Source organism: Actinomycetospora soli, assembly GCF_021026295.1.
Classification (GTDB): domain Bacteria; phylum Actinomycetota; class Actinomycetes; order Mycobacteriales; family Pseudonocardiaceae; genus Actinomycetospora; species Actinomycetospora soli.
On the sequence record NZ_JAJNDA010000003.1, the window covers coordinates 140,320 to 165,009 of the forward strand.

Annotated in this window: 9 protein-coding genes; 1 reads left to right on the forward strand and 8 read right to left on the reverse strand. The window is 66.7% G+C overall.

Annotated elements, in window-relative coordinates:
- Positions 1-34: 34 nt before the first annotated feature.
- The 8 genes from LN037_RS33400 to LN037_RS05580 form a co-directional block, all read right to left on the reverse strand.
- Positions 35-2,767, reverse strand: coding sequence for a DEAD/DEAH box helicase (locus tag LN037_RS33400; RefSeq protein ID WP_230750628.1), 2,733 nt, complete (start codon positions 2,765-2,767; stop codon positions 35-37).
- A complete protein-coding gene (locus LN037_RS05550; RefSeq protein ID WP_230750630.1) occupies positions 2,760-5,786 on the reverse strand; it encodes a helicase-related protein in 3,027 nt (1,008 codons plus the stop codon). Before LN037_RS05550 ends, LN037_RS33400 begins: the two co-directional genes overlap by 8 nt.
- 269 nt (positions 5,787-6,055) lie before the next feature.
- Complete coding sequence (locus LN037_RS05555; RefSeq protein WP_230750632.1) at positions 6,056-6,922, reverse strand: GIY-YIG nuclease family protein; 867 nt, start codon at positions 6,920-6,922, stop codon at positions 6,056-6,058.
- The gene (locus tag LN037_RS05560) at positions 6,919-9,177 is read right to left on the reverse strand and encodes a UvrD-helicase domain-containing protein (protein ID WP_230751114.1); all 2,259 of its coding nucleotides are present in this window, start codon (positions 9,175-9,177) and stop codon (positions 6,919-6,921) included. Before LN037_RS05560 ends, LN037_RS05555 begins: the two co-directional genes overlap by 4 nt.
- Positions 9,178-9,179: 2 nt before the next feature.
- Positions 9,180-15,422 carry a DEAD/DEAH box helicase gene (locus LN037_RS05565; RefSeq protein WP_230750634.1) on the reverse strand — a complete coding sequence of 2,081 codons (6,243 nt, stop codon included), beginning with the start codon at positions 15,420-15,422 and terminating at the stop codon, positions 9,180-9,182.
- The gene (locus LN037_RS05570) at positions 15,419-20,113 is read right to left on the reverse strand and encodes a class I SAM-dependent DNA methyltransferase (RefSeq protein ID WP_230750636.1); all 4,695 of its coding nucleotides are present in this window, start codon (positions 20,111-20,113) and stop codon (positions 15,419-15,421) included. Before LN037_RS05570 ends, LN037_RS05565 begins: the two co-directional genes overlap by 4 nt.
- Positions 20,110-22,944, reverse strand: coding sequence for a helicase-related protein (locus tag LN037_RS05575; protein WP_230750638.1), 2,835 nt, complete (start codon positions 22,942-22,944; stop codon positions 20,110-20,112). Before LN037_RS05575 ends, LN037_RS05570 begins: the two co-directional genes overlap by 4 nt.
- Before the next feature lie 98 nt (positions 22,945-23,042).
- Positions 23,043-23,567, reverse strand: a complete 525-nt coding sequence (locus LN037_RS05580) for a hypothetical protein (protein WP_230750640.1) — start codon at positions 23,565-23,567, stop codon at positions 23,043-23,045.
- 465 nt (positions 23,568-24,032) lie between these two features.
- Between LN037_RS05580 and LN037_RS05585 the strand changes: the two genes are divergently transcribed.
- On the forward strand, positions 24,033-24,689 hold the full coding sequence (locus LN037_RS05585) for a nucleotidyl transferase AbiEii/AbiGii toxin family protein (protein WP_230750642.1): 657 nt from the start codon (positions 24,033-24,035) through the stop codon (positions 24,687-24,689).
- The last annotated feature ends 1 nt before the right edge of the window (position 24,690 follow it).

Genomic DNA, 24,690 nt, shown 5'->3' on the forward strand with positions numbered 1-24,690 from the left:
TGCACGAAGGAGAATCGCTAGGTCGTTAGTAGAGCTACGTTCGAGTCTCCTCGTCGTCCTGCTCGGCGGCGATCTGCTCCGCGCGCGTCACCGCCAGCCGTTCCATCTCCAAATCGACTACCTCAGCGGCCAGCTTCTTCTCGGAGACGTCGACCGCCTCGGAACTAGACGCAGCGACCTCGCTACCGCGGGCGTACTCGTCGAACAAGCGCTGTTTCTCGTTCAGAATCTCGACCATCCGCTGATCGACGCTGTCGGTCGTCAGTAGGCGGTGGACTTGGACGCCCCGAAGCTGCCCCATACGGTGTGCACGGGCGATGGCTTGCGTCTCGAGTGAGGGCTTGACCTGCGGTTCGCAGATCACCACGACCGAACCTGCCTGCATGTTCATCCCTGTACCGCCGGCAGTGATCTGCGAGAGCAGTACCGCGTCCGTGCCGGCACGTGCGAACTCGTCGATGATCGCTTGCCGCTTGGTCGCGGGTACGGAGCCGGTCAGCGGTCCCACGACCCGATCGCCTAGGACTTCGGCGACCTCATGTAGGACGTCGCGGAAGTACGAGAAGACGATGACCTTACGACCGTTTGCTGCAGCGTCCTTGGCGATCTCCTGGAGCCGAGCCAGCTTCTCCGAATGCGTGGGTTGCTCGATGAAGGCAACACGGCGCATCCGCATGAAGTTGCGAGCCGCGACCGCCGCCCGGTAGGCCGGCATCTGCCGTGGTGTGAAGCTCCCCCACTCAGGCGTCACGACCAGGTCCGGCAGTTCCTGCAGCACGTCCTCCTGGTTGCGCCGCAGGTACACCGGTGCCAGTTCCGCGCGGTAGCGACGTGAGCTGGCCACCCCGTCGACCTGCGCCAACCGGCGGGCGACCTCCGGTTGAAGGTAGGAAACGAGTTGCTGGAATTCGTCGAGGCGGTTCTCCAGTGGAGTGCCAGTCAGGAACAGCACTCGCTCGGCGCGACGCACCAGGGGCAGCAGAGCCCGCGCGCGCTGGGTCTGCGGATTCTTCAGGTAATGCGCCTCGTCCACCACGACCAGCGGTAGTCGCTCGGGCGCGGGCGGCAGGAGGGGAAGCGTGCCGAAGGTCGTCACCGCCACGCCGCCGCGACGTTGCCAGGTCCTCCACGTCCGTTCTCGATCGCTGCCGTGCACGAGGAACGCCCTGAGTGCGCTGTGGCGGTGCACCTCGCTCGTCCAGTTGACGAGGACCGATGCCGGGCAGACCACGAGATGATGCTTGGCATCGCCGCCGCTGAGATGAGCCATGACCGCAATCGACTGGACCGTCTTCCCCAGGCCCATCTCGTCGCCGAGCAACGTCCGCCGCTGGACCAGCGCATATCGCGCGCCGAAGGACTGGTAGCCGCGCAGCGACACCTTGCCTTCCAACAGCACCTCGTCCAACGGCTGAGCGTGAACTGCCGCCACGATCTCGGCCGGGAGATTGCCAGCTGCCGCTTCCTCGCCGAGGTCGAGGCCGACGATCTGGCCGAGCGTCGTGTAGTAGCCGGCGCTATCCCTCTCGAAGTCGTCCCAGACCTTGTCCGGGGCCGGAGCAGCGTCCGCACGAGGGCTCACCTGCGTCAGCAGGTGCATCAGCCCGCCCTGGTCGATCTCGGATGCTGTGGCCCGAACCTCCATCAGGGTTTTCGTGGGGTTGGACCCGCCGAGCAGCGAAAGTTGCGTGACCTCACTGGGGACGGTGCCGAAGGGCTGGAGGAGCGTCAACGCGTCCTGGAGGTCTTGGCCTCGACCCTCGAGGACTCGGTCGTAGCGGCGCAGCAGATACAGCAAGGTCAGGAGCCGAGTGACGAGCGTGTTCGATCGATCGAGATCGATACGGAACCGCAGATCGTCACGGACGGCCTGGCGCAGTTGCTGCGCCGCGGCGAACAACTGACGAGCTGTGGTCTCGCTGATGCCGTTGACTCGACCGAGCGCTGCCGGGCCAACGCGCAGGACGTCCTCGACGGTCTCGCACCGAGCCTCACTCAAGGACTTGAACCGAACTCGATTCGCAGTTGTCTGCTTCAGAGCGGTTGTCGGCATTTCCGCGAGTTGCCTGCTGACCATCCGGTCCTGTACGGATTCGAACGCCCGCTTGACCTCACTGACGAGCGGAGGGCGGTGGCGGAGCACCGAGGGTGCGAGCCCCACAAAGCGACGGATGGCATCAAGCTGCTCGGCCTTCAGCGATACATGCGGACCACTGGGCGCCGTGAGACCAAGCGCTTTGGCCGCCGCGCTTGCCGCGGCTACGACGTCTGGACGACCGGGCGCAGTCGTGTCGAGAGCTGCCTTCCACGCCTGCGCCACACCGTTCGTCTTGATGTGGTCAAGCATCTTGAGGAGCGTCAAGTACTGCGACTCAGCGTGCTCTCGCGCCTTCTTCGATGAGAAGAGCCCCCGCAGACGCCCTTGAACGACCGGGCGGGCTCCCTCGAGAACAGTCGGGACCCTATTCCGGATCCCCGAGGCGCTGCTGAGCTGCGCCTGCAGAGCTGGGCGGACGTGGGCCTGGGTGGCGACAGTCTCGACGAGGGCACTCGGGCGACCAGACACGGCCAGGGCGATGGCCACCACACCTTGATGCGCGAATCCTTGCCCATCGGATGGAAGCGCCAGCTTCACCCGGGCGCTGTCGACGGCGCGATGTAGTGCCGCATCCTGGTCGTCCGCTACCTCCAGGACCTGCTCGGCGAGCGCGAGGAGAGCCTCGGCTTGCGCGAGAACTGCGCGTGCCGCCTCCCGGTCCTCAACCACGACGACCAGCCACGAGACGCGCCGGGACGACCAGAGCGGTGGCTTCCAGGCGTGGAGGCTCTGCAACAACCTGTTGCTGTGCTGTCAGATCCGACAACCGTCGAGCCAGGCGATCCTCGAGCTCGCGAGCCCTTCGCGCGGCGCTGTCCGGGCGCATGCGGGTTCGGCCCCCACTCCGTTCGGTCTCCGCCAGGCGGTCGGCCTCGTGATCCCAGTGCTCGATCTGCTGGGCGAGGCGGTCGACGACCGCTCGCCGCGTGCGGCCGACCCGGTGCCCGACCGTCGCCGACACCTCCTCCTCGAAGGCCGGCAGTGCGGTCGTGATGGCCCAGGTGCGCGCCGCTTCCTCCAGCCCGTCGGACAACCACGAACTGTCGAGCAAGGAGGCGGCCGCCTCCTGCTCGGAACTCGTAGCCGGTCGATAGGACCGGAGGGCCTGAGGTCCGACATCGACCACGGTGCCGTCCTGTCGGAGCTCGATCACCTCGAAACGGCGGGTGACGGGCACTGGCGGCTCGTGGGAGTCGACGACGGATTGCACGAGCGCGACGAGCAGACGCGCCTCGCCTCGATCCTTGTCGTCCACGAGGAGGCATCCTTGACGTCGCTCAGCCACTGTGTCGTCGAGAACCTGATCGACGAGCGTGTCGAGCAGCGGGTGGCCCGGCCGGACGACGTCTCCGGCAGACGAACCATCTCGGGAGTCGGGCTCGAACCGCACGGACTCATAGCTCCGGGCCGGTCGGACCCGGCCTCGCGCTCGCTCCCTGAGATCGGTGGGGACTCGTTGCACCTCGCAGGTCCCGTCCCTCCGAGCGCTTGCCCGGCCGCCCGCGTGTCGGATGCCGGCGAGGAGGAAGTCGCGGACGTCAGCGGGACGAAGACGTCGTGCTTCTGCCTTCTCCATCTCGCGACGGACTTCTCCGACCGCTGCTGGATCCAGCGTCTCTTGGAGAAGCGCACGCTCGCCGAGCAACTGGCTGAGCCCCTCGGACACCGTGGCGTCCACGGTCTCGCGCAAGCGGGCCCGTACTTCCGGTTGGTCGCCGTACCGCACGGCTTCGAGCAGCATGTCTCGTAGGGGCCGTTCCCGGAAAGCTTCTCCGAGGACGTCGAAGACCTTGCCCGAGAAGACCGACCGCTGCTGCTCCAGCTTCTGCAGCAGAGTCAGGTAGACATCTCCTTCTCGGGTGTCACTAGCGACAAGATTCCACAGGTGGCACACCTCGGCCTGACCGATGCGGTGAATCCGGCCGAATCGCTGTTCGATCCGATTGGGGTTCCACGGCAAGTCGTAGTTGACCATGAGGTGCGCCCGCTGCAGGTTCAGGCCCTCGCCGGCGGCGTCGGTCGCGACGAGGACCTTGACCTGCGCATTCGACGTGAACTCGTGCTGGATGGTTCGCCGCTGGTCGCGAGGAATCCCCCCGTGGATCGACACGACTGCAGACGAGTCACCGATGTGATCGCCTACGCGTTCGACGAGATAGCGGAGCGTATCCCTGTGCTCGGTGAACACGATCAGCTTGGAGAGCTGATGGCCGGATCGGTCACTGGCGTCCTGGTCGAGGATCCTCTTGAGTTCCTGCCACTTGCGGTCGTTGTCCTGGCGTCGCACGTCGGCCGCGATCCGAATGATCCCGTCCAACTCCGCGACCTCGCCGGCAAGCTCCTGACGAGACCGGGCCGCTGTAGCGAGGTCGACGACCTCGTCCTCCAGGCGTTCTTGCTCAGGCCCAGGAACCTCGTCAGCCTCGAGCAGGTCGAGCTTGCCTCCAAGCTCGCCGGGGCGAACCACGGGCTCCTGGAGTTGCTTGTGCAGCCGCTCGCGTCGACGCTGCAGACTGCGCAGGATCGCCTCTGGGCTCGACGCTAGTCGGCGCTGCAGAACGGTCAGGGCAAAGCCGACCGTCCTTCCCCGGGCGGCTTTGCCCTCGGCCTCGAGAGATTGCGCCCGGTCCATCCCGTGGCGGACGTAGTCCGTCACGGCCTCGTACAGCCCCTGTTCCTCGGCCGAGAGCTGATACTCCACCGTGTAGGCCCGACGCTCTGGAAAGAGCGGCTTGCCCTCCATGGTGAGCAGGTCCTCCTTCACCATGCGTCGAACGAGGTCGTCCACCTCGGCCCGCGTTGAGCGCCGGACGTGCCCCGGCTCGAAGCGATCAGGGTCGAGTAGCGCCAGGAAGAGTTCGAAGTCCTCGGGCTTTCCCGCGTGGGGAGTCGCCGTCATGAGCAGGAAGTGCCGCGCCGTGGACTCCAGCAGCCGCCCCAGGTGGTAGCGCTTCGTCGCGTTGACCGCCCCGCCGAAGCGTTGCGCACTCATCCGGTGCGCCTCGTCGACGACCACCAGGTCCCAGGTGGTCGCGCCGAGCGCGGCGAGGTAGTCGTCGTTGCGACTCAGCTGGTCCATCCTCGCGATGAGCAGCGGGTGCTCGTCGAAGACGTTCCCATCCAGGGTCCCGTCGACCAGAGACCGCGTGAGCAACTCGAACCGCAGCTGAAACTTGTCGAACAGCTCGTCCTGCCACTGCTCCACCAAGCTGCCCGGCGCCACCACCAGGCAGCGTTCGAGATCTCCTCGGAGCAGCAGTTCCTTGATGTACAACCCGCACATGATCGTCTTGCCGGCGCCGGGGTCGTCGGCCAAGAGAAAGCGCAGGGGAGTCCGTGGCAAGAGCTCGTCGTAGACCGCTCGGATCTGATGCGGGAGCGGTTGGAGGTTTCCGCCGCTCACCGCCAGCATCTGGTCCAGTGGAGCGTGCTTGAGCCGGAGCGCAGTCGTCCCGAGCAACCACGCCGCCGGGTCAGCGTTGTGTCGGCGCTTGGCCGGAGTGGCAGCGGCGAGCCGCTCCTCGTCCTTCCGGCCGAGCACCTGCTGGCGGGCGGGCCCCTCACCCGGTGGGCGATAGGTCAGCACCAGTCGATTACCGCCGACCCACTCGACAGCCACGACGGTGACGGGCCCGCTCATCGCGATACCGTTCACCAGCACGCCGGTGACGAGCTCCTCGAGCCGCACACGCACCTCCGGACTCGACGGGTGTCTCCTCGCTGGAGATCTGTCGATCAACGGACAGGGCACGTTACCGACGTAAAGGCCCGGCGTCGACGCTCCTTCGGGGCATGCCTCTGCTCGTCTCCCACGCGCCCAACGTGGCGACGACCTGTCGTGACCGTCGACTCAGGTGGGAGCTGTGACCCTGACACGATCGCTCGAGAAGTCGCCCAGGACGTCGAAAGCCCGTCGATCACCGTGATGAGCGGAGGTTGCCGCGAAGGCACTTCGCCTCAGATCTGCTCATCCGATTTACTACCCTTGACGATCTCCAACTTCAGCACGCTCGCGATCGCGTCGCAGTACTCTAGCGTCGTCGAGAACCACTCCTTCCCAACGGCCGCCCCGAAGCTTCTCTCGTGTTCGGCTGCGTCAAGGAGGTGGTGGAAAGATTTCTCTGCCTCTTCGACGCTAGGAGTCTTGTACACGCGAAGCAGCAGAGGGTCCTCCGGCATGCCGGTTTGGCGCGCTTGCGTAAGAATCCTTGACCAAGCAGTGTTATTGGTCCGACCAACCTTCAGCAGACGCCTCTGCGTACCCGGGATGTAGGGGTGGCGCCAATAGTGAGGGTACGTGTACACATAAACACCGGACGCTGAATGCAGGGTCTCGGCGAGCTCCGAAGAGTTCTCCTCCAGCTCCTTGACTTCTTCTGCGACCGCTTCTTCGCTACCTGCCTTCTGTTCCAGTTGAAATAAAACAGCGTTCAGCCACTCGGAGACCTGCTTGTCGTTGGTGGATTTCAGAAGCGTTCGCACGCTCCCTGCGGCCTGACTCGCTACTGATTGAGCTCTTGGTTGCACATCGTTGATCACCGCATTGACGACAGCCCGACGATTTCCAACTGCGCCAGAATTGGCACAAGTGGTGTGCGCCAACAGCTCGGAAGGACCCGCGTCTGGTAGCTTTGCCATGGCCCGATAGACAGATCCGAGTTGACCTGGAGTCGACCACAGGAGGACATGCAATTTCTGCAACAGTTCTACGCTCTGAGATGCACCAAAGTGACAAGGAATAGTCGTCTCGCCGACCACTGAAGGCTGCTTCATTGCATCACTGTCTTCTCCGTCCGGGCCGGAGAAGGAGAACGCGTCGCTCATGCCCGACGCCCCTCTCGTTGTATAACGGCAAGCTCGTCTCGTGCTCTCGTTGCGGCTACGTACGTCAGCGACCGTCGCCGGAGCTCGGTGTCGGCTCGTGCCGAGCCGTCAAGCGATTCCAGCCGGTCCCGTTCCGCCGACGTAGCGCCGGTGTCGGCGAGCACCACCTTCGCGAACTCCGTCCCCTTGGCTCGGTGCATCGTCATCACGGCGACGCGATCCTTCGGCGGCTGCTCCCGCTCGACGTGAGCGGCTGCGACCCCGCGCTCAGCCAAGCCTCGAGCAAGGCGCTCGCAGTGGAACCGGTCCCCCGCCAGCACTGCGATGGAGCTCGGCTCGGTGCCTGCGGAGACCCAGTTCCCGACCTGCTTGGCCACCTCATCGAGCTCGGCCGACAACGAATCCGCAGGCACGATAGTGGGCGCCGGACCCGAGCGTGCAGAGCGGTAACCCGTCGACTCAGGCTGCTCCTCCAGGTCGACGTAGTCCGCGCCCTCCAGGATCGACATCGCGTAGCGGAGGTTCTGGGCCGTCGTCCGGTAGTTCAGGGTCAGCCGCTGCGAGCGCCCCACGACCTTGATGCCGTACCGGCTCAAGACCGTTCGGGGGCCGTAGATGCGCTGGTGTGAGTCCTCGGCGATGAACAGATCGTCGGGTCCGTCGCCGACAACGGCTCGCAACAGCTGCCAGTGCGCCGGTGAGAGATCCTGCCCCTCGTCCACCAACACGTGATCCGCCAACGACCCGGCCGTCTCGAGCCACGCTGCGGCGACGGCAGCTGCCTCCGCGAAGTCCAGCGTGCCCTCGACCCGGTTCTGGGCGCGATACGCCGCGATCAAGGACCACACCGCATCGCGCTTCGCGCGGTCGAGCGCCAACCCGCGACCGGGCCGCCGGACGCGGCGATACCCGGCCTCGCTCGTGACACGGTTCGGCAGCACCACCAGCGCGTACTCGGCGGCGAGGAACGACTCGTGCGCGATCTCAGGTGGCAACGAGGTCGACGCGCCGTCGAGCACCTCTCGCCAGCCCGCCGAGGTGGTCCGGCCGTTCGGCTGGGAGCGGTCCTCCCCCAGCACCGCACGGACCGCGTCTCCGACGTCCGCGCCGGCGGCGCGGATCACCGCCGACGCCAGCGCATCGACACCCGCGACATAGATACCCTCGTCCCCGAGCCCGGTGACCTGCGGGACGCGGGCGTCGAGCTGGGCGAGCCCGTCGCGAAGGGCCCCAGCCAGGTTCGTCGTGAACGTGGTCAGGACGATTCGAGCCTGCGGGTTCCGCCGCGCGAGAGCCCGCGCGCGGTGCACCAGCACGACCGTCTTGCCAGTTCCCGCGCCTCCGGAGAGACGGAACGGGCCGCTGTAGGACTTCTCGACGTACCGCCGCTGCATCGGATGCAGGAAGACCCGCCACGCGCCGAAGTCACCATGATCGATGACCTGACGCAGCTCCTCCTGATCCTCGATGAACGAGAACTGCGCTCGTGCGGCCGGACGCCGCAGCGCCTCGAGCAGGTCCGCTTCCTGGCTTCCCGAGGACGGGTGCGGCTGGTCGAGCTCCAGGCTCTCGACGATCGACTCGATCGACTCGCCAACGGCGAGGCCGATCAACGCCATCCCGATCCAGCCTTCGTGCCTCGCGGCAAGCTCGGTGATCGCATCCTGGTTCGGCGCCGAGAGGGCGTGGTCGGCGATATCGGCGGAGAGGCCGAGGCGGTCGGTCAGCTCGGTGCGAGTTCGGCCCAGCCGGACGAGCAGGGGCTCTGACGGGGCGGGCGCCGGGGACGCCTCAGACGGCGGGGCAGGCTGCGCTGGCGTCGACGGAGCCGCCGGTTCAGAGCCGGCCGGACTGATCGCCGCGGGAGCGGATTCGGACGACAGCGCACTCGGCGCTGGTGCGGTTGCTCCTGCTGAGGCCACACTCGGCGAGGCGGCCTCGATCTGCGGGAGCCCGTTGATCGGGTTCACCGTGAGGCTCACCGAGCGGGCAACCGTGATCGCGTCGTCGTGCGGCCACACACCGTGGATCACGTAATGACGCTCGTTGTTGCCGTCCAGCCGAAACATCACGGCGCGCCAGAACTGGTCGACCCGCCCCGTGCGGACCCGGTCGTCGGCTGAGCCGCCTATGGGCTCGACGTGCAGCCCGGGTGTGGTGTCGTCATGCGACAGCTTCTGCAGGAACGCCATCGCCTTCGACCGCACCGAGCCGTCAAGCTTGACCGGCCACTTCGTCATGATGATCGTCGGCATCTTCACGCCCCCATCTCGACGAGCACGGCTGTGATCTTGTCAGCCTCGGGCTCGACGACGCGCCAGCCTTCCGCCTGAAGGTCTGATCGATCTTCGTCGGGCATGCCAGGTAGCTGGACCGCGAGCAGACGGTCTGGCCAACCCATGTCAACGGGGATGCCCGCCGGGCCTTCATCACCGATAGCAGGAACGGGGAGGCCTCCGTGACGGGCGAGCGTCACGATCAGGTCGCGTTCGATTCCTGGCGCCGCCTTCTCGTACGCCGGACGCCACTCGAGCGGGAGGTCCGGCAACGCTTCGTCCGCGGTCGACGCAACAGCCAGGGACGGAGACGCTGCGCCGACACGGCTCGTCGTGGTGATGACCGTCGGCCAGTCCCGCAGCGCGAGTGCGTTCGACAACCGCAGCCACTCCCGCCAGCCCTCGGCGTGCGAGGCGTCGAGCGCCGCATCGCGGTCGTCGAGTACGAGGGCGCAGGAGAACGTCGAGCCGACCGGCTCGATCACCACCGTGCACGAGCCGAAGCGGCGGACGAAGACGGTCCGTTCTCCCGTCGGCGGATCGGGGAGGCTCGCGGCTGCCAAGGGCGCCGCAGTCGCGAGAGACACCGCCTCTGCGCCGACGGGCATGAACATGGGGACCGCGCGGGCGACGGTCGCGGTGTCTGAGGGAGCAGGCGCCGAGACCCACGCGATGAGCCAGTCGATCGGGCCCTTGCGGAGCATGTCGTACGCGGCGGGCGACGCCATGAAGGGGCCCTGCCCGATCAACTGGCCGACAGTCGCCTCGCTGAACCACGACGGCGACTGGACGGTGTCCTGCTCGGCGGCGAGCACATCAGCAGCCGTCACGGCGAGCACGACGCGGCCGGTGTCGCGGAGGACCTCGCGCTTCGCAGCGTCGTCAGCGAGACGATTGTGGCCCACGGTGGCGTGGAACTGTCGGCCGTCGGTGAAGATCGCCACGGCGGGGACCGTGGTGTCGCTGGTCTGGAGCACGAAGTCGGGCTTGGAGTTCTCCAGATTCACCTGCGGCGTCAGGGTCCACTGGCGTCGCCCACCGGGCAGCGTGAACCGGACGGTGTTGCCGAGGGCTCCGGGCACCTCAGTGACGGTCGCTCCGAGCTTTCGCAGCCGGTCGACGAACAGCGTGCGGAAGCGGCTCTCCAGATGGGACTCCGGGTCCTCGGGAGGCGGGTCCTGGACGATGTCCCAATCGCTGGAGCCGAGCAGCAACGCCAGATGCCGCTCAGCTGAAGCTTGGGACACTCGAGAGACCTGACCGGGCGCCACGAACGGCAGGAGGCAGCGGTGGCAGGCCTGCCGCTCCTCGTGGCGGCACTCGCAGTCCCGAACCTTCTCCCACGCCGTCGTCAGGAGCGCCCGCAAGATTTCCGGGTCCGCGAGCCCGGCGAGATATCCGGTGCCGCCGGGGACCGCGTCGTGCATCAGGATCGCGTCGTGGTTGCCCGACCCGTCGGTCAGCGTCGGGTCGACGACCTGCTCGATACGGATGTGATCGGGGTGGCCCCCGAGCTGTTCGCGCAGCCCTAGCAGCACGGCGGCCGCGAGGCTGGGGGCGGCGAAGTCGTCGCCGATGGTCACGGCGGTCGGAAGGCGAAGCAGCAGGCCTTGAGTGCGAAGCGTCCGAGACAGTGCAACGGTTCGAGTGTGTTCGGCGGTCGCCGTCCGGTGCTGGCACCAGGGCCTGTGTTCGTGCGGCTTGTTCGCCCCGGTATCGGAGTCGAGCTTCCCGCAGCCCTCACACACTCGAAAAAGCGCGCCGTTATGGTCGCCGCCCGCAATCAGCCGGCTCGACCCGTGACCGGGGACCCCGATGTTCAACCACCGGATGTCGAGCGCCCGTACGTAGGTGCACCCCAGCCCGACGCCGTCGACGAACCAGCGCTTCTCGATCTGCGCCGGGTCGACGTCCGCTGCCGTGACGATCCGGAAGACGGTGTTGTTCCGGTCGTCGCGACGGTCGGAGATCATCACCTCGTCGCGGCGGACCTCGGACGTGACGTGGGTCAGCTCCACCACGTCGAGGCGCTGGCCGGTGTCGGCGATGCCGCTGCTTCCGCACCGCGGGCACGACGACGGCGCATCTTCGACGCCCTCGATCTCGATGTCGGTTGCGTGCCCGCACGCCGGGCAGTACACCCACGGTCGGATCGCCACCTGGTCGACGCCGAGGTCGACGGCGTCGATCGTGATCTCGTACCCACGGGCGTAGAACTTCGCGCCGGGTGCAAACTCACGGATCGCTTGTGCTGACGGGCGGGAGAGCTGGGCGTGCTCGGTGTGGAACTTGTTGGTGTCCGGGTGGGTGTAGCTCAGTCCGACGTCGAGCGTGACGCTGTCGTCGAGCAGGGTGTAGTTCGGTAGCAGCCCGTGCTCCTCGAGCACGCCGACCCAGTACTCGCCTCGCAGGTGTCCGAGCTGGCCCTTCGTCAGCTTCACAGCGGTCTGCGCGGACCTCAGCGCCAGCTCGTCGTCCGCCGTCGATGCCGCTGACGCCGCCTTCGTCTCCAGCTCGGGAAGGAGCTTCTCGACGGCGGCCTGACGATGCCTCAGTTCCTCAACCGTCCGCTGCCACCGGCGGCTGGCCCGATGCACGTATGCCGCGAACTCACTGGTCCCTGGGCCATTCGGGATCGCGAGCCAAGCCCGGAGGCCGTCGACGATGGCCTCGGGCAACGAGTCAAACGCGGCCACGAAGCGGTCGACCTGGGCGCCGCCCTCAGCGTGCGCAATGAGGTCCCCGAGGAACGTGCCCGCTTCACTCGATCCAATTGCACCCGGGGCAGTGCGCGGGTGACGGCGTGAAGCGTCGCGCGCGAACTCATCGACCAGGTGTGCGAGGTACTGACGGCGGAGGATCTCCTCGGCCTGCAGGTACGTCGCGGGAGGGCGGACCTCGCCGTTGATGACCGAGAGCGGGTCGCCAAGCCGTGGGAGCTGGTCGCCACGGCCTGTCAGGTAGGCCAGGTCGAGCGCGTTTCCGGTGAGTCGACCTGCTCGTCCGACGCGCTGCAGGTACGCCGCCACGGTTCGAGGCAGCGAGGACAGCATCACCGTCGAAAGGTCACCGATGTCGATGCCCATCTCGAGAGTGGGGGTGGCGACGAGCACGTTCGGAGCCTGCGGGCTCTGCTCGGAGCCCTTGAAGCCGTCCTCGTACTGTCGGCGGGTCTCGTCGTCGAGCAGGCTGGTGTGCTCACGTGCGACGACGCGCCGCATGTCCGGGGACTCGTACAGTCGGCGGTAGAAGTTGCCGCTCACCGTCGAGAGAGCCAGCCGACCGCGGCATCGGACCATGACGCACGGCGCGCCGGTGAGCTGGGCGGCCGTTGCCGGGCCGCCGGGGACGTGGCCGCGACAGGTGTCGCAGACCAGGACGGTGGCGTCCTCGCCGTCGGGCACCGCAGAGACGACCACACCCGCCGTCGGGATGGCATAGACAGCGGCCTGGCTGCGGCTGGTGGTGACCGTCAGGACACCGTCGCGGGCCAGACGCTCGAGGAGCAGCCGCGCCCAGCGGCCACCGTCGTGCGGGCTAACTCCGAGGACGCGTGCGGTCCACTGCGCGTACCAGGATTTCGCGGAGGTGACCGGCTCGAGCCCCTCGGCCTCCCCCCCACCGATACGGGGGTAACCCGGCGACGGTCGGCCCTTCGGAAACGCGGGCATGCCATCGGCTCGTGCCTGCCCGCGGCCACCGGACACGGACCAGCGGTTGCCATCCTCGTACCTATAACGCTCGAACCACGGATGCTCAATCGCGCCCTGCGCACGCATCCGGTCGAGTACGCCACGGACCCAGGCGACTAGGGCCTCGTCAGGAAGCTCGCCGTCGAAGCTGCCCTGCTGCGGTGCGGACGCCAACGCCGCGCGGGCCATGGCCGCGATCTTCGGCGGCAGCCCGGCCTCGACCTCGACGGTGACGGCGCCGGTCAGCTCCAGCGTGCGGCCGGTGCGGGCGTTCAGGCCGAACTCGAGCAGGGCGTCGAGCGCAAGACGCTTGCTCACGCGGCCGCGGACGCTCGCCGGGACCGCGCGCCGGGTCGGGGAAGTCCAGAACGGGGTGAACGACTCGCGGTCTGCGCAGTCTGGAGCGAGGAGCCGGTACCGGCGCACCTGATCGTCGCCGGCGCGGCGGATCACCTCGGTGACCAGCTCGTCGAGCGGGAGGGGTTCGTCTTCGACGGCGGCGCGCAGCACCCCGCGGAGGGTCAGGGTGTGGGAGCGGGCCTGGACGAAGCCGGCGCGGTGGGCGGCGTCCTGGACGGAGTCAGTGAAGACAAGTGCCTTCTTCTCCCCCGCAGCGAGCTGGTGGGAGCCAAACAGCGTGGAGAGCGAGACCGAGAGCAGCGTCGCGATCGCGCTACCGAGGAAGCGGATGCCGTCCTCCTGCCCGCACGCGGGGCAGGTGTCGTGGCGGGCGGCGTCGTCGGCGTCGCGGCCGGTGCTGGTGAGAACGGGGAGGATCCAGCCGTCGCGCAGATCGGGATCGTCCTCGCGGGGCGGGGTGGCGAGCAGCTCGCGGTGCCGGACGGCAAACCAGACGAGACCCTCGGGCGGCGTCTCCCCGGCGTACACCGCCTCCGCGGCTGCGGGTGCGTGTAACAGCGGCCGGAAGCGCCCCTCGCGGCCGGCGTGGTCGCGTCGGATGCTGTCGTCGCTGGTGGCGAGGCCGTCGCCGACCGGCGCGAGCGCGACGCCCCACCCAGATCGCCCACAGGCTCGGCAGAAGATCGCGGGGAACGGCGGGTGCAAGTCGCCGGCGCCCTGGTCACTCGTGGTCGCAGCGGGCGGGCCGTCGTCGCCCCAGCGGAAGCTCGCGGTGGGGTCGGCAGCGCGATCAATGCGAGTCAGCTCGCGCACCCAGAGGTGCGTCTCGATCGACAGGTGGGTTCGCCCCGCGTGCGCCCGGACGTGGCCGAGCGCGGCGATCACGCGGGACAGGAATCGCGTCCATCGGGCGTCGGTCCCGGTGACGGCCAGCTCGGGGGTGGCGGTGGGGCCGAGGATGCGCGCGGGGAGGTCCTCGAGTGCGACGGCGTCGGCGGCTTCGCGGGCCAGCGCCGCTGTGAGCGGGTGGGCCCGGAAGTGGTCAGGTTCCGACCCGCCTTCGTGATAGAGGTGCTTCCCGACCACGGAAGCGAGCTCGGCCCCGTCGGGATCGTCTCCGAGGGCGTCGAGCTCGTCGTTCGCTGCATCGACGTCGATCTCGGAGATGGGGACCGCTCCGGACTGCTCCGTCGCCCACTCGTCGATCGTGAGCCGAGATTCGGTGACGACACCGTCGTCATCGAAGTCCTCACCGAAGACCGTCTTGGCGAAGTCGAGCATGACCTCGGGGTCGCCCTTGTCGCCGAGGGTGGCCGACGTGGCAACGGGGGTGACGAGGCCGAGGGGACGGGCGCGGTCGGCGTCGGTGATGTCGGCCGCGTGTTTGGGCCAATGGCTCTTCAGCGCGAGCCCGAGGCGGCGCAGGAGCATCGCGACGTCGGTGCCCTGGGCGCCGTCGTAGGTGTGAAACTCGTCGAGCACCAGGTAGCGCAAGCTGGTGGCGGACTGTTCCCAGAGCCTCTGGTCCTCGTGGCGCAGCAGGAGCTGGTCAAGCATCTTGTAATTGGTCAGCAGGATGTCGGGCGGGGAGTCGCGGATGATGCCGCGGTCGGTGATCAGCCCACCGGTGGTGACCATCGTGCGCTGCGGGCCCTTCTGCCCGGTGTAGAGCGCGGCGGTGATGCCGTGGAGCTCCTCGTGCCCGGTGATCAGCTTCGTGAGGCGCCCGGCCTGATCGTTGGCCAGCGCATTCATGGGATAGAGAATCAGCGCCTTCGTGCCAGTGACGCCCTCACGGCAAGCGCGGAGCACGTGGTCGAGAATCGGGTGCAAGAACGCCTCGGTCTTACCAGAGCCGGTGCCGGTGGTGACAAGAGTCGGCTGCGGTCGACGGTTGCGCGACGACAGCCTGGCGAAGGCGGTGGCCTGGTGGCCGTACGGAGTCGGGCCCTCGTACCAGTCGAGGGTCTCGCGCCAGCCCTCAGCGGCCGGTCGGAACGGCAGACGAAGCCGAACGTACGGGCCCTTGAACATCCCATACTCGCGGTCTGCGAGGAACCGGTCGAGCGCGTCGCGGGCGTCGGGGTCGGTGAGAGCGAACGTAGTCGTTAAGTAGTCGACTAGCCCTTGTCTGATGTTCGCCGCCTGGACAGTCGGCAGCAGCTCACTCACGAGCGCTCAGCCAGCCGGTGCTCAAAGTGTTCGTAAGCAACGCGCATATCCTTCTCGCGGTCGAGATTCACAAAAGGAAGTTCATACACATAAGTGTTGCCGGCCTGGTTAACCGCCGTCCGCTCCTCCTCAGTGATCCGATCTTCTCTTTTCCGCCAGAGACTGACTACCGAATTCGGCACCAGGCGCCCATTCGCGTCGTATAGGTAGCTCCCCTGGTCGTAGCCGTAGAGGACTGAAAACTGAGTGCGATAGATTGTAGACAGTTCGTCGGCCGTGACTCCAAGCATCAGGGCCACGAGCGCATCGATCTCAACCAGTGCTTGACGCCGGTCCGAAGCGAGTCGAAGAGGCGAGTCGAGCGTCCACTCCTTATGTACCGCAGCTAATGGCCGTCGCCCCTCATATTCAACACCACCGGTCCATCGACACTCCCGGAAAGACTCGTCGAACGTGTTCGCCCACATCGTTGCATACTCCGCTGTCAAACAATTTAGACGGAGGGCCCGAATCCTCAACTCGGGCATAAGTGTCTCGCGTGGCGCAAAGGGAAGTTGGTCGACGATACTGCGAGGGATGCTAGCCTTTGGCGTTGAACGAACGAATAGGTCCGCTAGCAACGATGACATCCAACCGACGACGTCGATTAGAGCTGATTCAGGCTGCCGAGGCAGCCCGGCCGAGTAGACACTCTGAGTGATATAGGTTGAACCTGGGGGGATAATTGCGGGCATCAAGGTGCGCTCGTTGCCCGACCTGGCCGCGCTACGCCACGCGACGCGATAAAAGTCGGCTGACGAGACGGTCTCGCCCGAAACTTCCCATTTCTTATAGCGCTCGCGATATTCTTTTAGCGTTACGCTCCTTTCAAAGCAGGTTGGTGGAACGTAGTCTGCCGGCATCAACTCTAAGTCAACGTATGCCCAGTCATTCTGGCTGCGCATCGTGGCATTTGGAATCTTTACCAATGGCGTCGAAATCCAAATAGCTGGGCCTTGTAAAACTACCTGATCCCAGGTCGTACGCTTGGCCCACCTCTTAGTGAGCCTCCCGCCCGGTTTAGTCTCCGCCGTCCCGTCCCACCCGAGCGCATGGCTCAGCGCCAACGATCCAAGTCGGGAAGAACTGTTGATTTTGTCGAGAACCTTAGCCGTGGACCTATTGACGATGTAGACCATTCGAGCCGACAGGGGGTCTTTACCCTCGAGAAGCTCGGCCCACGTGGATAAGGTGGCCACGGTAACGTCGATTATTCGATTAGCGTGCGGCCTGATATCCCAGCTGCCCGAATCATCTTTCATCCCCGGCTCTTTCCCCTCGCCGTTGTGAACGAGAGACCTATCTATCGTATCGGGGTGGTAAAGATGGCTAGCCTGCATGAAGTGCGGCGCACGCGCGGCGCCATAAACATGCACTCCAAAAAATACTTGGTTTCCGGTTTCGAACAATCTGAGCTCGTTCTTGAACTGCCAATGCCTACGAAGCCTCTGGTAGATAGCACGTCTGTATTCATCTGCATTCTCGTCAGTAAAATGCGACTCTGGATGCACAAACGAGGACACGCCATGGTCCGAGCGAAGACTCCACGCCTGTTCGACGAAGCATCTGTACAGATTAGAGCGAAGACCTCGAAGAAACGGGAAACGCACGCCTGACGCGAGATTCGTGCGGGTTGCCGTCACTCCAACCCACGCAGTCAGGAACGAATCAAGACGCTCTGGATGGCGACCAAAGAATGAATTGATTGACGCGACGTCGTCGGACTGGTCTTCGTTGAGTACCCACCGCGCGTCGAATTCCGCCACCGCCAGCTTCGGCTTCCAATCCGGTCGGACCCATGGCGGGTTACCTATCTGCAGATCGAACCCGCCTCGATCTGCGAAAACCCTAGCGAATTCGAGACTCCAGTGGAAAAAGCCCTGGCGGGAAGCGATCCGTTCACACACAACGAGCCATGGATGACGCTCGAGTACACTTGAGATTGACTCTGCCCCTGCAAAACTTAGCTCTAGCTCCTCAGCTGCGCCAAGTTCGTCCCAGCCGTTGGCCGAAGCCAACGTGAACTGCTCATTTTTACTTGCTCTTCGATAATCGGGATCCCGTCCAAGTAAAGCTTGCAGGCCGGCAATCCACTCATCGAGGGACGGCGGCACAACGGGCTCACCCTTGACTGTCACCGCGGACTCTGCGAGTGGCCAAAACCACAATGCGCACCAGGCGTCCATCACGCGACGGAGTCGCTGGTACGCGCCGGAGATGTCCTTGAGCGAGTGTTCTATCCGTTCCCGCGATACAGCGCCACCCACGGGCAATCCGGAGGCGCCCCAAATTGGAATCGAGCGGCGGATTTCCGACTCCGCGATCGAAAGTCGCCGGTAGGCAATCCGCCAGGTCGCCTCGACTCGGTTACCGAGCTCGACGAGCGCGTCTAGCTGACTCTTAGTCATTCGGCACCTAATATGTGCTCGCCACTGTCTAAGCGCCTCTGCTCTTTCGGGCACAATCGATGCCGTGTCGGCAGCGTCAACCGCCGCCCCCCATCCCTCGGCAGGCACGAGGAAGTGGTGGATGCCTACACCTAGGCTAGAAGCGACTCGACCAGCCTCAATATCATCTTCGAAGGACGTCAACGGCAGATGGCGAGGCACTGCGGTTCGATACGAGGTATTAGCGACCTGCTGCCGCGAGTACACAGCCCGACGCGCGCCGATTAAAGAGTTTCCGCGCCGCAAGTGCAATCCAAACCACGGTGCTGGGAGTCCGGCGACCATCGTGTCGAGCCACAGTGAGATCTCGGCCAACTCCACGGCGGTCGCATTGAGGTCGACGCCGTAAACGTTGTGCAGCGCGAGGTAGGCCTTTACCTCCTGGCGGCGGCGCGGATACTCGTCGGGGTCGATCCGCTTCCCAAGCTCGTCCTGACGCCGGGTGAGGTACTGCTCCGCGAGCTGCCGCACGGCCTCAATGGCGAACGCACCCGAGCCCAGCGCGGGCTCGCAGACGGTCAGCTCGAGAATCTCGGCGGCCGTTGTCCGGACCCCGTCCTGGTCGAGCAGCTCTTCCAGCGCCTGCCCGACGGTGAACCGCGTCAGCACCTCGGGTGTGTAGTACGACGCCGACTGCTGGCGCTCCCGCCCCGCGAGCCGGAACACGAACGAGCCGCTCCGATGCAGGACGGGCTTCGCCTCGCCCGTGACCGGGTCGGTAGTACGGACGAAGTCGGCGGCCGCGATGCCGTCCGCCCGCTCGACCGGCACCACCCACGAGCCCTTCGACGCGTCGCCACCCTTCGCGACCTCGTACAGGTCGGTCTCGGCGAAGAACCCCGTGTACGACATCAGGCCCTCGTACACCGCGCCCAGCTGGTTGATGCCCAACTCGGCATAGGAGATGAAGCCCCTGTCGCGGCCGCGCTTCTCCTTGGAGAGCAGCAGGTGAGCGAGCACCTCCTGCAGCGCTGCGTTGCCGAGCCCGACCGCGTCGATGAACCGGGTCGCCCGCGGCCTGAACAGGTCGGCGCGCAGCGCGTGGAACGTCAGCCCCTCGGCGAAACCGCCGCCGTCCTCGTCGTCCGGTACCGACCCGTCGTCGGGAAGGTGTCCCTGGTCGACGAGCCGGAAGAGCGCCCCAAGCGACTCGTAGAGGTGCGTGCCCGTGCGGGCCTGTGGCGTGACGAGCTCGACCTGCACCAGCTCGCGGAGCCGGTCGAGGCTGTAGCCGGCGTCGTACTCGGGCGCGCCGACCGGCAGCACACCCAGCTCCGGCGACGCCTCGGCGTAGAGCAGGAACAGGATGCGGTAGAGGAAGCGCAGCGACTGCTTCGCCAGCTCGTTGGCCTCGGCCGCCGGCAGCGGATCGAGGCCCTGGTCCCGACGACGGGTCACGACCTCGTTCGCGAGGATCTCGATCGAGAGCCGCACGCCGTCGCGCAGGTCCTTCGAGACGCCGACGGTGTGCTTGACCGACTCCTCGAAGACCCCCGTCCACCAGAGGTTGCCGTCGGCGTCGGGCGCGATCGACTCGTACGACAGGCAGGTGAGGGCCTGGTCGATCTCGCCGCCGCGCTTGGCGTCGTTGCGCTCGCAGACCAGCTGCAGGTCGACGGCGAGGTAGCGACCCTCGGCCCAGCGCTCCTGCTCGGCGAGCACCGCCCAGCGGCCGGCCAGGACGAGGATCAGCTCGGGGGCGGCGTGCTCGTCGACGAACAGCGCCGAGACCAGGCGGGCGACCGAGGTGAACTCGACCTCGTTGTGGTCGACAGGCCCGGCCAGCGTGCGGCCGTCCTTCGCCAGGACGTCCTCGACGGCGACAGCGGGGCGCGCGCGGATGATGTTGAGCGGGGCGCGCTCGGTGATCCCGGGCGCAGAGACCCGGGAGATCGGACCGTCGTCCTTGAGGAGCAGCCCGTGATCCCCGAGCTCCAGGACCTCAAGGATCGTCTCATAGACCTCGGCAGCGAGCTGCACCTCGACATCGGAGCCGGTGTGCTCGGCCAGTGCGGCAAAGCGCTTCTCCAGGTCCTGACGGTGCGCCACGAAGCGCGACCGCGGCGTCGCGCGGTCCTCCTTCGCTTCCTCGTCCCACGATTTACGCCGCGCGAGCACCCGCGCACGGAACGACTGCGACGTCGCGTCGGTGGTGAAGTAGTGCTCGGAGATCCAGCCCTCGCCGACCAGGATCGCGTCACTCACTGCGCCTCCTCAGGCACGACGACCAGCAGCGGACGCACCAGCTGACGGTCGGGGTTCATGGCCTGCGCGAGTTCCTTCTCCTCCGCCACGGAGGCTCGCCTCGTCCTGAGTTCGAGACGCTGGGCTGCCTGGTCGGCCTCCTCCTCCCAGCGGTCGTACCGCCTCGACCACTGCTTCACCCGCTCCGCCACGTCCTGCTTGGCCGCGCCGAAGACCTCGTTCATCTGGTCCTGTGCCTTCCGGACGGAAGGTGCGATGAGTTCCGTGAGCGCGTCGACGTCGGGCACGGGGCCGGGATTAGATCGGGTGGCGTCCCAGCCGAGCTCGCGCAACGCCTCGGCGGCGCTGGCGTGCGGATTGATCAGAGTGAAATCAGTGTCGGCCGGGTCGGGGAACTCCGCCGTCAGCCACGACGCGGCGACGACCTGTCCGCGGCGATTGGTGAGGGTGCCGAGAAGCAGCACGGTCGAGCTATCGACCGTGCCGCGCACCGCGAACACCTCGTTGCGGCCGAGTCCGGCGAGGGCCTGGTCGGCGGCCCAGTCGAGGACGGGGTGCAGGGGGCCCAGAAAATGGGCGTCGGGCCAGTTGGTGCCGGTGGCGTCCTTGAGCGCGTCCTTCAACCGGTCGGTGCCGCGAGCGCGCGTGGTGGCAAGCACCAGCTTCTCGGTGACCCTGCGGTCGGCGAGGTAGCTCTGTGGCAGCACCTCGAGGCGCTGGACCAGGTCCTTCGGCGGGACCAGCTCAGCGGTGCCGAACGTCTGGTCGCGACGCCACGAAACGCCTTTCCGGCTCGGAGAGGCGGTGGGGTCGATGTAGGCCGCGTGGAGGGCATCGTCGAGGTAGGAGACGTCGTCGGGGTAGAGGCCCGTGCCTGGCTTCTCCTGCTGCGGTGGGGGCACCGTGGGCGACGTCTTCCCGAGCTGGAGGAACAAAGCAGTGAGGTCGGTGCCGTGGGCGGCCTGTTCTGGCGTCTTGACGACGTCATCGAGCGTCTTCGTCCCCGCGAGCACCGCGCGGATCTGTTCCTCCTCGGCCTTGACGTCGTACTGCCCCATCAGCGATGCCGCGTCGCCGAGGGCGTGATGAGCCTCGTGCTCCTTATCCATGAGCCGTGACAGGACCCGGACGTCGCCGGCGAAGCCGTCGCTCGTCGTCGGGTCGAGGAGCAGGGCGGTGATCCGCGGCGGGTGCTGCTGGCCGTACCGATCGATGCGGCCGTTGCGCTGCTCGATGCGGATGAGGCTCCATGGGATGTCGAAGTGGATCAGCTCGTGGCACTGGGCGTGCAGATTGACGCCCTCGGAGGCGACGTCGCCGGTGACCAGCACGCGCAGCGGCGTCTGCTCCTGCTTGAACGCTTCGACGATGCGTTGCTGCTCGTCGTCGGGGAGCCCACCGTGTAGAAGGCCGACGGCCTCGTCGGGAACCTTCAGGTCCTTGGCGAGCCGCTCGCGCAACCACCGCAGCGTCGCGACCCGCTCGGAGAAGACGACCGCTCGTGCCGGGGAGCCCTTCCCGACGCCGATCTCGCGGAGGACCTCGAGCAGCTTTGTGTACTTCGCCGACGTCGTGGCCTGCGCGGCGAGGTCGTCAAGCGCGCGGAGGGCGTCGCTTTCCCGGGGCGGGGCCTTCGCCAGGCGGGCCTTGACGGTCTCGCGCAGCGCGGCAGGCGAAGACAGGAACGCCTTCGCGAGCGTCCAAGGGAAGAGGGCTGAGTTCTGCCCCTCGCAGGGTCGTTTGCCGTCGGCTGGCCAGAGCCACACGTCCGCGAGCTCGCGGGCGATCGACTCCTCCGCCGCCGTGGCGGGCACGAGAAGGTTCCGCGGCTCCTGCCTCGGCTTCCAGTCGGCACCGACGACGCTCGCGACCTCGGGGCTGTTGCGGTGGCGACGGATGACGAGATGCTCGATGTCTTTGGCCTGAAGCTCGCCGGTCGGCGGGACCGCGGACGGGTCGAGCAGCCGGACGAGCTCGGCGAAGGAGTCGGCCTTGCCGTTGTGCGGGGTGGCGGAGGCGAGGATCAGCGCCTCGCCGGTGCGGGCGAGAGTGCGCGCGAGCTTGTTGTTCTGCGTCGCGACGTTCGACAAGTTGTGCGACTCGTCGATGACGACGGCGTCCCACCTCTGCTTGCGCAGCGTCGCGTGAAAGCTGTCGCGCTTGAGGGTGTCGATGGAGATGATCGCGCGCTTGAAGTAAGTGAACGGGTTGCGTGTGGCGGGGATCCTCTGCCGAACCCGCTGAATTCCAGCGCTGTCGAGGCGGACGAACGGCAGCGCGAACCGGGTCCACATCTCGTGCTGCATCTGCTCGAGAACGTGTCGCGGGGTGACGATGAGGATGCGGTCGCCCCTTCCCCGCCGGACGAGCTCGGCCAAGATCATACCGATCTCGAGCGTCTTGCCGAGCCCCACCGCGTCGGCGAGTAGAATCCTGGGGCGCAGGTTCGCAGGGTCGAGAGCCTTTCTGACAGCCGCCTGCTGGTAGCTCAGCGCGCTCGCCAGGGCCTCGGTGGAGACGGTGAGCGAGCGGTCACCCAACGGCACCGGCGTCTTTCGGACCGTCGACTCCAGCCAGAGGCGGGCCATCCGGTAGTGCGGGCTGTCGTCGGGGACGACCGTTGCGTCGGCCGGGTCCTTCGGTTCGATCTTGTCCAGGCTCGCGTAGAAGCTCGCCGTGGTGTCGCGGACCAACTCACCGAGGCCCTGAACGTGGACCAGGAGGCCGTCGTTGGTCTCCTCCGTCCGCTGAACGAACCACTCTTCGTCGCGGATGACCACGACCGAGCCGGGTGCGAGTTCCGGGCGAGGCCCGGCATCCGTCGACGTCATGTCCCCCATCTCCGACGTCCTGGAGATCCGTCGACCTCCGGACCTGGCACGCTACCCACGCCGAAGTGGTGCAGTCGATGCACCCGGATGGACGAGCGTCAGTCGCCAGCGGTGCCGGTCAGAGTGCCGGTGAAGGAGCCCTCGGCGGGGTTGTTGGTGCGCGGCGAGAGGGTGACGTAGTAGTACTCCAAGGTCCCGGCCGCCACGGTAGCCGGGCCTCGGCTGGAAACGTTCCAATTCTTCAACGCGTCCTGCGTCGCCGGCACTGAGATCGCCGCGCCGGTGATCGCAGTCCCACGCGGGTTCGACACGCGGATGGTGAATGTGCAGCCCTGCCCGTAGACCGATCCATTCGAGCGTGTCAGCGTCGCCTTCAGCGTGACATCGTTACCCGACGCAGCACCCTCGCATTTCTCCTGATTCGAGTAGCCGGAGTGGGTGGAACCGCTCACCGAGACGATCTGGAAGCCTTCCTGCGCGCCAGGCTCCGAGCCGCCGACCACCGACGTCGCTCCTCCGATGCCCGAAACGATGCTGGTGGCCGCGAACGCGAGGCTCGCCAGCCCCAGCGTGGCGCCAACGCCTACGGCTACCTTGCGAGGACGCGTCATGCTGAGCTTCAAGGGTCACTCCGGTGTGCGCGCGGATCTTGCTGCCGCGCTCATGATCGGTCGGAGCCGGAGCATCGTTACGATCTACTCGAACCGGACGATGACGCCACCGTGCCGTCACCACGGCCGCGTACGATGCTCGTCAAGGAAGGCGGTGACCATGTCGAGCAAGGTCCACTTCCGGGACGTCGTGCCCTACGAGACACCGTCCAGCCTGAACGCACTCAGGGGACCGGCCTCCGGTGTGGTGGAGCTGCCCGTCACCGTGCATTGGGGTCCGCGACGCGCATTCGATCTGAACGATGCAGGGCAGCGTCGCGCTGCCTACCGTGCTCTCGTCCGGGACGGGACGGCCGCAGAGCAGGAGTCCCTCCTGAACTCCGACCTCCTCCGGCGCGAATGGCATGCTCTCGTACTCCCTGACCGCTGCCGCGCGGCGTGGGAGTCGGCTTTCCCCCAGCTCATCGGCGAATAGGAGTGGCCGAGCTCGACCCCGAGAGTCTGCGGCGTCTCGCCTCCATGCTCCTCGGAGTGGTCGGGCCGGAGGGCTTTGCGTTGGCAGGAGCGGGCGCCGTCCGAGAACACGGCTTGACGAGCCGCCCGACACACGATGTCGACCTGTTCGCCTTCTCGACGCTGGAGCCGACCGAGTTCGACGACGCCGTTCTGCGTGCCGAGAACGAGCTTCGCGCTCACGGGTACGTCGTCGTGAGGACCCGATCGTTCCCGCTCTTCGCCCGTCTGCACGTCGTCGACCCAAACGGCAACGACCTGGAGGTCGACTTAGGGGTCAACTGGCGATCGGACACGCCGGTCGTCTCCAGCATCGGCCCGGTGCTCTCCGAGTCCGACGCTGTGGCCGGGAAGCTCTCGGCCGTGTACTCCCGTCGCGAGGTTCGTGACTTCCTCGACCTCGATGCGATTCGGCGGTCAGGTCGATACACCGACGCCGATCTCCTCGCCCTCGGGAAGGAGCACGACGACGGGTTCGACGTCCGGATGTTCGCGGAGAGCCTCTCGACCGTCCGGAGCTTCCTGTCCTCCGAGGCCGAGGAGTACGGATTCGACGCGGCGAGCTTCGCTGACATCCGCGATCGCATCTACGCCTGGGCCGAAGAGCTCCGCAACGGCTGAC